The organism is Mesorhizobium sp. B3-1-7 (assembly GCF_006439385.1).
GTDB lineage: Bacteria > Pseudomonadota > Alphaproteobacteria > Rhizobiales > Rhizobiaceae > Mesorhizobium.
Genome location: NZ_VFTL01000023.1, coordinates 69623 through 82531, shown reverse-complemented (window position 1 = coordinate 82531; position 12909 = coordinate 69623). Strand labels below are relative to the sequence as shown.

At 59.5% G+C, this 12909-nt stretch carries 10 protein-coding genes; 3 read left to right on the top strand and 7 right to left on the bottom strand.

Going from position 1 to position 12909, the window contains the following annotated elements; genetic code table 11:
• Positions 1-121 precede the first annotated feature (121 nt).
• The gene (locus tag FJ417_RS19720; RefSeq protein WP_140784665.1) at positions 122-2488 is read right to left on the bottom strand and encodes a hypothetical protein; all 2367 of its coding nucleotides are present in this window, start codon (positions 2486-2488) and stop codon (positions 122-124) included.
• A gap of 456 nt (positions 2489-2944) precedes the next feature.
• Positions 2945-3877 (bottom strand): LysR family transcriptional regulator, encoded by a 933-nt coding sequence (locus FJ417_RS19715; RefSeq protein ID WP_246687496.1) that lies wholly within the window; start codon positions 3875-3877, stop codon positions 2945-2947.
• A gap of 136 nt (positions 3878-4013) precedes the next feature.
• On the opposite strand from FJ417_RS19715, the gene FJ417_RS19710 reads away from it, so the two are divergent.
• Entirely contained in the window at positions 4014-4442 is a 429-nt protein-coding gene (locus tag FJ417_RS19710) for a nuclear transport factor 2 family protein (RefSeq protein ID WP_140784645.1), read from the top strand.
• 394 nt (positions 4443-4836) lie between these two features.
• On the opposite strand, the gene FJ417_RS19705 is transcribed toward FJ417_RS19710, so the two are convergent.
• The 5 genes from FJ417_RS19705 to ugpC all read right to left on the bottom strand — a co-directional run bounded on the left by FJ417_RS19705 (position 4837) and on the right by ugpC (position 10835).
• A complete protein-coding gene (locus FJ417_RS19705) occupies positions 4837-5613 on the bottom strand; it encodes a TIM barrel protein (protein WP_140784644.1) in 777 nt (258 codons plus the stop codon).
• 117 nt (positions 5614-5730) lie between these two features.
• On the bottom strand, positions 5731-7389 hold the full coding sequence (locus tag FJ417_RS19700) for a choline dehydrogenase (RefSeq protein WP_140784664.1): 1659 nt from the start codon (positions 7387-7389) through the stop codon (positions 5731-5733).
• 96 nt (positions 7390-7485) lie between these two features.
• A complete protein-coding gene (locus FJ417_RS19695) occupies positions 7486-8454 on the bottom strand; it encodes a dihydrodipicolinate synthase family protein (RefSeq protein ID WP_140784643.1) in 969 nt (322 codons plus the stop codon).
• Positions 8455-8463: 9 nt separating this feature from the next.
• Positions 8464-9672 carry a CaiB/BaiF CoA-transferase family protein gene (locus tag FJ417_RS19690; RefSeq protein ID WP_140784642.1) on the bottom strand — a complete coding sequence of 403 codons (1209 nt, stop codon included), beginning with the start codon at positions 9670-9672 and terminating at the stop codon, positions 8464-8466.
• A gap of 32 nt (positions 9673-9704) precedes the next feature.
• Entirely contained in the window at positions 9705-10835 is a 1131-nt protein-coding gene (gene ugpC / locus FJ417_RS19685) for a sn-glycerol-3-phosphate ABC transporter ATP-binding protein UgpC (protein WP_140784641.1), read from the bottom strand.
• Positions 10836-10923: 88 nt separating this feature from the next.
• Here ugpC and FJ417_RS19680 point away from each other — a divergent pair, with 88 nt between their 5' ends.
• Together FJ417_RS19680 and FJ417_RS19675 are read left to right on the top strand one after the other, a co-directional pair.
• Positions 10924-11772 carry a sugar phosphate isomerase/epimerase family protein gene (locus tag FJ417_RS19680; RefSeq protein ID WP_181183263.1) on the top strand — a complete coding sequence of 283 codons (849 nt, stop codon included), beginning with the start codon at positions 10924-10926 and terminating at the stop codon, positions 11770-11772.
• Between the two features lie 132 nt (positions 11773-11904).
• Positions 11905-12906, top strand: a complete 1002-nt coding sequence (locus tag FJ417_RS19675) for a LacI family DNA-binding transcriptional regulator (RefSeq protein WP_181183262.1) — start codon at positions 11905-11907, stop codon at positions 12904-12906.
• Positions 12907-12909: the final 3 nt, after the last annotated feature.

Below are 12909 nucleotides of genomic sequence, written 5' to 3'. Positions count from 1 at the left end.
CTCGCAAAATTCCGGCGAAATGCTCGATCTCTTCAATCAGTCGAGGGCCATACTTGGCATCATCAGGGCCGTTTCCGCCAAAAACCACCGAAAGGCGCACGGTCGCCTTGCTTGATGTTCTTTAGGCCGCCTGCCACACTTGGTTTAATATCCGCGCAGCGAGCGCGGCCTTATCTTGCGGCAGAAAGCGACCGTAGTGGTGCGCGACCATGTCCGGTGTGTCCTGGATAGCGTAGCTTGCCTGCTCATAAGAGCCGGTCTGTTTCAAGATATGCGTCGCCAGCACGTCACGGACATTGTGCGGACCGTGAGGAAGAAGACCGTGAATGGCGCCGCGCTGGGTGTATGGATTGTAGATGCCATATCGCTGGATAACCAGGCGCCATGCCTCATAGAACGTGTTTCGATCGTATGCGGCATCCTTGCTGGTCGCCTTAACCGTTTTTATAAAGAAGGTGCCGGGGTCTTCCGTTCCTCCTAGCAACACTCGGCGGTGCCTATCGATATACGCTTCGATGTGCTCGTATAATCCACCCAGGTCCGGCAGGACGAGCCGAAACGGCTTGCTTCCGAAAAAGGACGAGTTCGCGTTCTTGAAAGCGACTGACGGAATGAGCACCTCCCAGCCCTTTTCGCGCTCGCTCCAGCGGAGTTCACCGCGTTTCATGTCGGCAAGCTGGCGCTCAGACCGCGGGAGTCTGCCGCGTTCACTGACCATCAACTGACGAAGGTTCTTCTGTCGCAACCCTAGATGCAGCCCGAACCTAAGCATCAGGAACGAGCGGACTGCTTCGGCGGCAGGACGGCGATAGAAGCGCTCATCAGGCATGAGCCGAAGAATCTCTTCAGTGATCTTTCGATACTCGCCGACTGGGCTATCGGCCTCCAGCACAGGCATGATTGGTTCAAAGGGATCACGATGCACACGCGCGACACGCTGAATTTCCTTCACGCGAGAGGTGGCGTGCTTGAAGTAGACATCGCAGGCGTCGTCCCAGTCTCCGCTGGCGCGATCAATGTCGGTCTGTGAAACCAGTCCATTGATGGGGCGGACCCGAGACGCCAGATGGGGTTGCTGCCTGAGCCAGCCCGTGTCCTTGCGGGTGAGCGCGAGAGAAATTCGCAGCATGTCCACCTCCCATGCAGTGTAGAACCCGCGCCGCCTCTCGCGCCATTGCACATACCAGTCCCAGACAGAGGGAAAGACGAGCAGGCCAAAAGTCACATGCTGGGTTGGAACGCCATAGCCACGTACAGGTCCGCGCGGATGCGCGGCCAAGGCACCGAACATCAAACCGAGATGCTCGACCTTCTGCGATGCCGTCTCTTCGCCCCAAACACCGTTGCGCTGCAGACCGAACGCAGTAAGTGTCGCAGTCTTGAAGCGGATCAGATCCGCCATTTCCATGGCAAGCGCAGGTGGAGCGTCGATGACGCCGGACATCAGGTCGGGGTCCGTGAATTGGGCGCCACGATCGTCCTGTTGCTCGCGCTGAACTCGATAGCCGTCATTTGCAACATCCGACTGGCCATAGGTGATACCCGGGAAACGGATGGCGTAACGCTGTTTCAACGCGGCCGCCTGGAATTTCCGGTAGTCAGTTGATCCGCTGATAATTACGCGCCGAACCCATTCCAAAATCTCTTCCTGCTCCTCGGAACGACGCGTGTTGAAGTCGTCAGGCAGGTGCCACGCGAGCCGACGGCGTTCAGCTGGGCCGATATCATCGAGAATGTGGCCGGAGGCGGAGCGCGTCTGAAGCGGGAGTCTCGCTTTAAAATACCCTGCTGAAAGACGATAACGACGCTCGATCCGCGCTAGCACTTCCATGCTTGCCACGCTGCGCGGCGATTTTGATCCCTGGAGCCAGTGACGAATTGTCGAGCGGTCTAGACTTTCGTCGTCTCGCACAACAGCACGATGAAGATGCCAATAGCTGTCGCCATGGCGGCGCATCTGGAACTCCAGCGCCGCCTGGAAGCTCGGGTGATCAGACGCTTCCTCGAAGAGTGGTGGTGGGAACTCCTCGATAGCGCGCGGTTTCATGCCGGACTTTTGCCGGTCGACCGCTACTGCAGGCTCCCGCTCTAACCGCTCGAGCTTTTTTTGACGACTTGGAGCTGGCGCCTTCCCTGCCGGCGGTTGCGGGCGTTCCCGCTCATGACGCTGCGGTTTCGTGTTGCGACGGCCGGCGATGGTCGCCCGCTTCGGCGCAGCTTTCGTATTTCGAGCGATCGCGTCCAATGCTGGCTCGATTGCAGTTCGGGCAGATCGAAGCGTTTCACCGTCGACGTCGCAACAAATGCCGATTTCTTGCCAATCATAGCCGCGCAATTTTCGCGGCGGTGTTTTAGCACAGGAGATCAGGTTGAGCAGAAACGCGCTGATGCGGGCACTTTCTTGAGGGGGAAACAGTGGGTCGAGACGGATACGGCAGAAATCAGAGATTTTGCGGGAGAGCAGTCTGGTATGCGGAGTTTCAGTCATGCGGGCAAGCGATGCGATTTTGTCAGCGAGATGAGTGAAGGAGAGCGCGCACATACGCGATTCTTATCGCTTGGGAGGACCAAAGCGCATGTATCTGACAGAAATGTCGCAAAAGGCTTATATGAGCACGAGCTGGAACTTAAGGGCGCCGCGCCGGACCCTCTTCCTACCCGCAGTGGAAGGCGTGATCCGATCCCGTCGTGGCAGCTTTTTCATGCTCCGGCCTCGCTTGCGAACACGCGCAATTCGGTTGGTGCAGCATGGCAGAAAGTTCGAAAAGCTTCCAAGAACCCCAGTCGATTGCGAATTGTAGAACTATTTGCCGACCGCTTTGGGGCCGACAGCGGATCGGCAGCTTTGAGCTCCGAAACCCAAAGAACGGACGTACAACTCGAAGGGACCGAGGTCTCGGATTGGCCCTCAGCCGACATTCGGAATCGACGGGCGCCCCAGACGTCAACCCGTTTGGTCGGACAGACCCTCCGTCCCGGCACGATTGAGCGCAAGGCTGGGCTCCTGGGCGAAGAGTTCGGCGAGGAAATCGGCGAAGACCCGGACTTTGCTAGCGAGGGAGCGGCCCGCTGGCCGCACGGCTGTGATTACTAATGGCCTCGGCGCATAGTCCGTCAGGATTTCGCGCACTGCACCTGACGCAATCTCTGCTCCGAACAACCAACCGGGAGCATGAGCGATTCCGATGCCGGACAGGACGGCGGCTCGTATTTGTTCCGCATCGTTGGTGCGGAAGGCGCACTTGGGAGTATGCATGACGGGACCAAAGCGATCCCGGAACCCCCATATGCGGGGCGAACCCTGCGGCGCGTATATAATACAGGAATGCTGTTCCAGTTCGGCCGGTATTGCCGGCTCGCCGTGAGCCTCGAGATAAGCGGGGGTCGCCACGGTTACCACCGGCGTCTGTGCGATCCTCTTGGCAATCAAACCGGAGTCGGAGAGGTCGCCATTGTGCACGGCGAGGTCGATACCGTTTTCGATCAGATTCATCATCCGGTCAGCCACGACCAATTCCACCGACACGTCGGGGTAGCGGGCGAAAAACTGCTCAAGCCGCGGCACGACGTAGATGCGACCAAAGACCGGGACTACCGTGGCGCGGACCAGTCCCGACGGTGCGACCCGACCCCGGCCTACCCGCGATTCAGCGGCTTCGAGGTCGCCCAGCAGCCGAACGCCGGATTCGTAGAAGTCGCGGCCGGCCTCGGTGAGCATGAGGCTGCGTGAGGTGCGCTGCAGCAGCTGCGCACCCAGGTGCGCCTCAAGCGCTGCAACTTGCTTGCTGACGGCCGGCTGGCCGACGCCGAGCGAGCGGGCTACGGCCGAAAAGCTGCCACTCTCGACTACCCGAACGAAGAGCCTGATCGCTTCCATCCGATCCAAATTCGCCTCCACCATTCCATTTTGGGAATTGATCCTATTCCATCCGCCATTCTACCCCTCCTCAAAGGGATGGCCTAGCCTCTCCCCATCGGGTTGAAGACAGCCCGAGCAACTCGAGGAGAATGGAATGACCAAGATTGCTGAAAATCAGCATTGCGACACGGAAGCGCTGACTGCGATCGTGAAGGAGATGGCGGCTTCCATGACGGGCGAACAAAGCACGCGGCATTGGGCGGACGACGCGCTGTGGTTCGACATCCCGCCGTTTGCCTCGCGTGGGATCCAGCCGGCAATGAAGACGTTCGATCGCGTCTTCAAAGGGTTCAAGTCGTGCGACATCAATATCCTGCAAGAAGACGTCACCATCAGCGGAGATATGGGCGTGGTCTGCACCGTCCAGGACGTCAACATCGTCCTCAAGAACGGTGGTGCCAAGCACGCGCTCATCCGCCAGACGGACTGCTTCAAGCGGCGCGGCGGCAGCTGGAAGCTGTTCCATGAGCACGCCTCGCTAGCCTCGGGTGGCGAATGGGACGGCAAGATCGTGACGGCCTAAAACTCGCGGCGACGTGCCGGCGGCCCTCGGGCCGCACCACTCGCCCCCCTCAACCCACATCATCGCCTGACCAGGCCCGCGAGCCATGTTGCGGCCGCGAGCAGTCACGCACTTTTCTTGGAGATTTCAAAATGGCCTACACCCTTGATCCCGAACTTGCTGGCCGCTCTTCCCAAGCCGATGGCCGGGCCCGCGGCGATCGCGCGCCAGGATGGCAGCGCCGGCAGTCCGACACCCGCCGCCGCTGTCCCCCATCAGCGCTCCGCTTGTGGCGCAAGGCTGTCGGTTTCGACGGCTATTGAACACGTTCGCTTCTGGAATGGTGCGGAAGCCCGCTTGACGACCGAGTAGAGGCGCAAAACTGCCACATCGCGTGTCGAATTGCCCGCAAGTCTCATAATTCAAGGCTGAGCGTCTTAATCCATTTCAAGCCATGGTCGGTTGCGGCCCTGGGCTTGTATTCGCATCCAACCCAGTTCCGATAGCCAAGCCGTTCAAGCGCTGCAAACACGGCAAGATAGCTGATCTCGCCTTCATCGGGCTCGGCACGGCTCGGCACCGCCGCAATCTGGACGTGGCCGATCTTCGGCAAGTGACGGGAAAGTCGAGTCAGCACATCGCCTTGGCTAATCCCGACATGATATATGTCAAACATGATCTTTAGGTTCGGCGCTCCGACTTGATCAAGCATGTCAGCGGCTTCCTCGATCGTGGAGTAAAAGTAGTTCGGTTTGTCGCGCTGGTTGATTGGCTCCAGCAGGATCGTCAGGTCTGGGGCAGCATTGGTGGCGAAGACAAGATTCTCGATGAACACTTGCTTTCCTCGCGCTCTTTGGTCCAGCGGAACGACGCCAGCCATCGCGTGGATCGAGTTCGCGCCGGCTTGGCGCGCATAGCCGGCGGACATCGCGAATCCCGTGCGAAATTCGCTCTGGCGTCCATCGATGGCGCCCAGTCCGAAATCGCTCTTGTCGGTATCGCCCAGCGGCGTGTTGATCCCAAGAAGAGTGAGTCCGTGATCGATACAACGCTGCTTCACCAATTCCGCTGGCGTCGCGTACGGCCAATGCAGTTCGATGGCTTTGAACCCCGCTGCCGCCGCTGCGTCGATGCGATCAACGAGCGGGCGGTCGGGCCACAAAAATCCTAGGTTTGCGGAGAAGCGGAGCATGGTCGATCCATCATTGGACGAAGCGTCCTGGGTGTTTAGATCCGAACGCTGCCTTGTTGATCAGAGTTATGGTCGCTGATTAGGATGGCGCTCGTGGCGGTCGCAGCATCCGCATCATCAGGCGTCTTGCGTAGACCAGTTGGAAGCGCGGGTTCCCCTGGACGACGTCTCAATTCCCCCGTTGTCTTCACGAATGAGATCGCTGCCCTTGGCACCGATCATGATCGAAGCAGCATTGGTGTTACCGCCAATCAGCCTCGGCATGACGGAAGCGTCGACAACACGCAATCCTTCGAGGCCGCGAACTTTGAGCCTCGGGTCGACCGTCGCGAGCTCGTCAACACCCATCCTGCAGCTGCCAACCGGATGGTAGTCGGTCTCAGCAGTCTGCCGGACAAAGTCGAGGATCTGCGCGTCAGTCTTAACGTCGGCCAGAGGTGCATAGGGACGGGATACATAGGGTCTGAACGCCTTGGACTCCATGATTTCCCTGCCAATCCTGACGCAAGCAATCATCTTTTTGGCGTCAGACGGATCGGCCATGAAGTTCGGGTCGATCAGCGGAGCATCCAGAGGGTTCGACGAGGCAAGCCTGACTTCGCCGCGGCTCACTGGCCGCATGTTATTGTTGTGTAGCGTGATGCCATTGCCGGGCAGCTTGGTGAACCCATGGTCGATGACCCACGCCGGCAGGAAGTGGACGGAAATATCGGGCTCCTCGAGCCCGGCTTCGCTCATGGTATAAGCCACGGCTTCGCACCCCGATGAGGTGACCGGGCCTGATCTGAAGAGCAGGTAGCGGGCGCCGTGGATATATTTGTAGGGGAAGCGCGCCGCGTTATCGTAGGTGAGGTTCGTGGTCGCGTGCCAAATGGCCGCCGCATCGAGATGGTCCTGCAGGCCTTTGCCGACACCAGGCAGGTCGTGCATTACCGTCACGCCGGCTTGCTCGAGGTCATATGCCGGGCCGATGCCGGAAAGAAGGAGGAGCTTAGGGGAATTGAAGGCTCCAGAGCTGACAATAACCTCCCGTGTCGCGCGCACCCGGGCGGTGCGGTTGTCATTCCCGACCAGTTCAATCCCCACGGCGCGCCCTTTCTCGATGATGATCCGCGAAACGAGGGTGTTCGCGTAGACGTCGAGATTCGAGCGGGACTTGCGCGCCGGATGTAGGAACGCGCGGGCGGAGCTCATGCGCCGTCCGTCTTTCACAGTGTATTGGAAGTGGCCGACACCGTGCTGGCTAGCACCATTGAAATCCCTGCTACGCGGTATCCCGACCTCCGTACACGCTTCAATAAAAGTCGCGGTCAGAGGATTAAGGTAGGTGAAGTCGGTGACGTTCAGCGGGCCGTCGTTGCCGTGATATTCGTCGTGCAGTCGGGTATTGGCCTCCAGGCGTTTGTAGACCGGCAGAACGTCTTGGTAGCTCCAACCTGTGCATCCATCCTCGGCCCAACGATCGTAGTCCTGATGGCTGCCGCGTATATAGATCATCCCGTTGATTGAACTCGTACCCCCAATCGCTTTGCCCTGCGGGATGAACATTTCCCGATTGTTCAGGTGCTTCTGAGGTACCGTGCGGAACGCCCAGTTGTATTTGGTTCCTTCGATCAGGCTCTGGATGCCGGCAGGCATGTGGATCATCGGCGACAAGTCGCGGCGACCAGCCTCCAGGATCAGGACCCGGACATCTGGATCCTGGCTTAGCTCGCTTGCGAGCACACAGCCGGCGGAGCCTGCACCGATGATGATGTAGTCGTAGTCTTTACGCATGTTGCGCACCAATCTTTCCGGCGAGTAGTGGCAATGGCTCGGCGCCGTTGCGCGATGAAAGAGGTGAACGGCCCACTCCCTGATAGTGGGGTCGATCTAGGCTGCGACCAGCCGAGGCCGCGCCGTGTCCGCACCAGGGATCGGACGCAGGTCGGCGATCTGGGCCGCACGCCAGAGGCGATCCAGTTCAGCCGCCTGCATGCGCAGTTGCGGCGAACGCACCACCGGGCGTGAGATCGCGCCGACCATGTAGGCCACTTCCTTGTAACGCGTGTGAAGGTCCGCGTAGGGGAAGCCATAGATCGCGTGGTTGAGCGGCGCGAGACGACGATGGAGGGCTTGCGCTGCCAGCAGGTCGCCCTTTTCGACGAGACGCAGCATTTCCACGCATTCGTAAGGAGCGAGCGCAGCCAGCCCGGACAGGATGCCATCGGCGCCGGTCGAGAGGTTGTGGAAGAAGGTGGACCCTACCGAAGGCAGGCAGATGATCTTCTTGTTGAGAGATTTCAAGGCGTAATAGTCGCGATCATAACGCACGCAGTCCCCGGCCTGCGCCATCTTCACTCCGACCACCTGGTCGATCTCGGCTGCCATCTTGATCAAGGCTTCGTGCGGATAGGAAAGCTGGTCGCCGGAGGCCAGCTGGAACAGCAGAATGGGCATGTCCAAGCCTTCCGCGACCTCCTTGTGGAAGTGGAAAGCGTACTCAGGGCTATGATTGGCGTTGTACGCCGAGAGGTAGGGCGAGCAGACCATGACCGCGTCGGCGCCCGCTTCTCGTGCCTCTTCGCCGCGACGTATCGTTGCCGGAGGTGCCCAATCGAATATCGCCGCGACAAGTGCTTGGCCCGGAAGGAGGTTCTCCTTGTGCACAGCGACGGCACGCTGACGTTCCTCGGTGGTCAGCGCCGGGGACTCCGCGGCGAATGCGTTGACGACAAAACCCTGTATCCCAGGCACTGACGCCAGGTCGCTTGTGCGCTTGGCCATTTCGTCCCAGTCGACCTCAAGGTTATCCTTGAAAGGCGTTATATTGGCGATCAGCACGCCACCATCGAGCTTCATGGTTTCCTCCTACTCAGCGAGGGCGCCGACAACTTCGGCCGGGCCCGATACGATTTTCTTGGTGAAAAGGCGTTGTACTTCGGCATCCGACAATCCCATTTCATGCAGAATTTCGGAGGTGTGGGAGCCGACTTCGGTCGAGAGAGTATGGAGTTCCGGGACCTGGCCGTCGTAGCGAAGGGGGTGGTTGACGAGCGTTGCCGTTTTCCCGTTGACCTCAACCTCGCGGAAAACGTTGTTCGCGGCGATCTGCGGATCGGCCGCAACGGCCTCATAGTCCTGGACGATCCCGTACCATACGCCGCGCGCATCGAACGCTTTTGAGAGATCATCATACGTCCAGCTGCGAACGGCTTCGGCAACCGCCGCCGCCAGCACGTCACGGTCGTCGTAGCGATCGAGGTGTTGCAGCGCCCGAAGGGCATCGCTGTCCAGCGCCTCGGCGACATTAGCGATGTCATTCGTCGGGATCACGACCTGGGCGTCGGCGATACGATAAACGCCGGTCGGAGCTTCGTGGAACCAGGTGATCAGATTTTCTTGGCGGTCGAATGCCTCTGTTCCGGGCCTGCTGGACATGTAGTTCGTGAGTGGCTCGGTCTGGAGGTCCAGGCCGGAATTCAAGAGACTGCCTTGAACGTGAGTGCCCTTACCCGTCTTCAGCTTCTTAATGTAGGCGGCCAGAACGCCCATCGCGAGCAAAGCGCCGCCGTGCTGATCGACGATAGCGCACCCTGCCGCCGTCGGACGATCGTGTGGGCCAGTGGCGGAGATGAAACCTGAGCGGGCCTGGATAATCAGGTCTTGAGCCGTGCGGCCGACCATAGGTCCATTCAGGCCCCAGCCCGTCCCGCTTGCGAAGATGATATCCGGCTTGCGCTTCTTCAGGTCCTCATAGGACAGGCCCAGTTTGTCCATGACGCCGGTGCGGAAGTTCTCTACCACGGCATCCGCCTGATCGATCAGCTTGAGGACCAGCTCCTTGCCCTCGGCCGACTTCAGGTCAACGGAAAAGCTGCGCTTGTTGCGGTTGGCCGCCAGGAAGAACCCGCTCACGCCGCCGACGAATACCTTGGCGCCTGACCAACTTCTCTCAAATGGACCCTTAGCAGGTTCGATCTTGATGACGTCGGCCCCCATGTCCGCCAGGTACTGGGTCGCGGCCGGCCCCTGCAGAAAGTGGCAGAAACTGACGATTTTCATTCCTTGCAGAAGCATCTGTGCATTTCCTTGTGCAGTAAACGGTAGCGTTACGCCGCAATCACAGGGGTCGCAGCGCGTCGATCGTGCTGGTCGGCGATGTTCTGTTGGGTCGCAGGGTCGAACACGTGGATTTCTTCTGTAGCGATCGACAGGTTGACGGCTTGACCGGGTGACAGGCGCCGGAACGGGTCGACACGGGTCACTGTCACTTGCTTCTCGCCGAGGCGCACCTGAACGAGTTGCTCCGACCCCAGAAGCTCGGTGATATCGACGTTGCCGGATGCGAAACTGCCTGAGCCGGCGCCATCGATGACGATGTGTTCTGGCCGGAGGCCGAGCAGTGCATTGCCACGGAGCGCCAGGACTGCCGGTTTCAAACGATCCGGTACCGGCATCTTAAGGTCGCCGGCCGTGAAGAACAGGCGGTCGCCGGTCGAGGTGATGCCGACCTCGATGATGTTCATCGGTGGCGAACCGATAAAGGTGGCGACAAAAATGTTCCTCGGGCGATGGTAGATATCTTCGGGTGTTCCAGCCTGCTGGACCTCGCCGTTTGCCATCACGACGACGCGATCGCCGAGCGTCATAGCCTCGATCTGGTCATGAGTGACGTAGATCGAAGTCGCGGTGATACGGCTTTTGAGCCTTTTCAGCTCCTGCCTCATTTCCAAACGAAGCTTGGCGTCGAGATTTGAAAGCGGTTCGTCGAACAAGAAAAGTTTCGGATGCCGGACAAGGCAGCGGCCGAGCGCAACGCGCTGTTGCTGTCCGCCTGATAACTGGCGGGGTTTGCGGTCAAGCAATTTCCCGAGTGCCAAAACATCGGCGGCGCGTTTGATTTCGCTGTCCACCTGCGCCTTCGGCATACCGCGATTTCGCAGTCCGAAGGCCATGTTGTCGTAAACGTTCATGTTCGGGTACAGCGCGTAGTTCTGGAACACCATCGCGATGTCCCGCTGGGCGGGACTGAGGTGGTTGGCATGCTGCCCCCGAATAGACAGCTTGCCCGACGTGATGGTCTCAAGACCCGCGACCATTCGAAGGGTAGTCGTTTTGCCGCAACCAGACGGCCCGACCAACACCACGAATTCGTCGTGCCCAAGCGACAGGTCGACATCCTTCACGACCTGAACGGCCCCGTACGATTTGTTTATTCCGACGAGTTCCACGCCCTGCATCGGTTTCCTCCTCCGCAATCCAATTGCGCTTGACTACCTAAGGTCGGGCTTGTAATCGATTACAGAACGCTTGTCTAGAGGCTGTAAATTGTCATTTCTCGAACGTGTTTCTTTCAACCACGCCACATTCGGTCCGGAGGCGTCGTTCACCACGATTTTGGAGACCGTTGCTGCGACAGGCGCACGGGGCGTCGGCGTATGGACCGAGCGGCTTGACGGGCTGTCGCCTACTGCGGCTGGTGAGCTCATCCGAGACCACGGCCTCGCGATCAGCGGTGTTAACCGGGGAGGTTTCTTTACAGGTTCGACGAAGAAACAATGCAAGGCCGCCATCGAGCAAACGCTGCGTCAGATCGAGGCGACGGCGGAATTGCAAGCTGACACCCTAGTCATCGTTCCAGGCGGTCTGCAGCCGGATATGACGGATATTCGGGTCGCGAGAGACCAGGTTAAGGAGGGGATAGCCCGTGTCGCGCCGTTCGCGCGCGATCATGGCGTTCGTCTTGCAATCGAGCCATTCCATCCAGCCCTGACGGCGCTGCGCGGCGTCGTGAACACACTCGATCTGGCTCTGGACCTTTGTGAGGATCACGGCGAAAACGTCGGGGTCGTCACCGATATTTTCCACGTTTGGTGGGATCCCAGCGTCTATCGAGCCATTGCCCGTGCCGGCACGCGCATATTTGGCCATCATCTCTGCGATTGGAAACTGGACGCCGTCGACCCTGTCGCCGACCGAGGGGTGATGGGGGACGGAGTTGCGGACATCCCTCGAATTACCGCCGCGGTGATGGACGCGGGCTACTCCGGCTGGATGGAAATCGAGATCTTTTCCAAAAATGACCTTTGGACCATGGCGCCGTCAGCTGTTGCATCGCGATGCCTCGGGCGGGCTCTGGAGTGTTTTGAGGAGATAGAGATGTTGCGAAAAATTTGACCTTTCGGGCGCTGTCGCCTTTCAGTGGGCGATCGTTCGAAACGTGATGAGGTCGATGTGAGCGGGAGTGTTGAAGGCAAAATGGTCCGCAAGAGGGCGCCAAGGCACAACGGGGGGCAGCAGCAACCTCGCTTGGCAGACGTCGCCAAGGCGGCTCGGGTAAGCACGGCCACGGTGTCACGCGTCATGAACACGCCTGAGATCGTGACTGACGAGATAAAGGAGCGGGTCCTCAGCGCGATTCAGAAGCTCAAATGGGTGCCCAACGCGACAGCCAAATCGCTTAGAACGAGCCGCACACACACGGTGGGGGCAATCATGCCCACCCTGGATCACCAGAACTTCGCTCGGATCGTCCAGTCCCTCCAGACAACGATGGCGGTCGAGAAATATGAGCTGCTGGTGGGCGTGACCTACTACAACCGAGAGGTCGCGACACAGCAGGCCCGCGCAATGGTCGACAAGGGCGTGGAAGCTCTCGTCCTTGTCGGCGCCGATCATCCTGATGAACTGATGCAGTTGCTCGAGGAGAAAGGCATCCCGTTCGTGCTGCTGTATGTGGCGCCGGGCAGCGCTCCAGGCCGCAATGTCATCGGCTATAACAACTACCAAGCCTTTGTGACTATGACCGAGCACCTGCTGTCGCTCGGCCACCGCACCTTCGGCCTTATAGCCCAGGATACCTCTTTCAACGATCGAGCGCGCGCCCGTCAGGAAGGTGTTCGCACAACGCTTGCTGAACAGGGCATTGCCATCCGTCCACGCCATTTCATTGAGGGCGAGTGGAAATTCGAGGACGGCATGAAGGCTTTCGAGAAGATTATGCGCACTGACGATCCGCCGACGGCCATCATCTGCGGCAACGACTATCTGGCTATCGGGTGCATGCTCAAAGCGCGCGAGATGGGTATCGACATCCCTGGCGATGTCTCGATCACCGGATTTGACGATATCGATTTAGCGCGCCTGCTGCAGCCTGGCATCACGACCATGAAGGTTCCTGACGAACTGGTCGGTGAAATGGCCGGCCGATTTTTCATCGACGTTCTGCGCGGCAAGGGCGGGCAGCTGGGAGAGGTGCCAGCGCCGGAACTCATCATGCGCGGGTCCACCGCCCGTCCGAAACCAACTTAATCA

Bases quoted from the DNA above. Each gene is read 5' to 3' on its own strand.
- FJ417_RS19700 (WP_140784664.1), bottom strand. From the start codon at position 7,389: ATGCGTAAAGACTACGACTACATCATCATCGGTGCAGGCTCCGCCGGC.
- FJ417_RS19705 (WP_140784644.1), bottom strand. From the start codon at position 5,613: ATGCTCCGCTTCTCCGCAAACCTAGGATTTTTGTGGCCCGACCGCCCG.
- ugpC (WP_140784641.1), bottom strand. From the start codon at position 10,835: ATGCAGGGCGTGGAACTCGTCGGAATAAACAAATCGTACGGGGCCGTT.
- FJ417_RS19710 (WP_140784645.1), top strand. From the start codon at position 4,014: ATGACCAAGATTGCTGAAAATCAGCATTGCGACACGGAAGCGCTGACT.
- FJ417_RS19695 (WP_140784643.1), bottom strand. From the start codon at position 8,454: ATGAAGCTCGATGGTGGCGTGCTGATCGCCAATATAACGCCTTTCAAG.
- FJ417_RS19715 (WP_246687496.1), bottom strand. From the start codon at position 3,877: ATGGAAGCGATCAGGCTCTTCGTTCGGGTAGTCGAGAGTGGCAGCTTT.
- FJ417_RS19720 (WP_140784665.1), bottom strand. From the start codon at position 2,488: ATGACTGAAACTCCGCATACCAGACTGCTCTCCCGCAAAATCTCTGAT.
- FJ417_RS19690 (WP_140784642.1), bottom strand. From the start codon at position 9,672: ATGCTTCTGCAAGGAATGAAAATCGTCAGTTTCTGCCACTTTCTGCAG.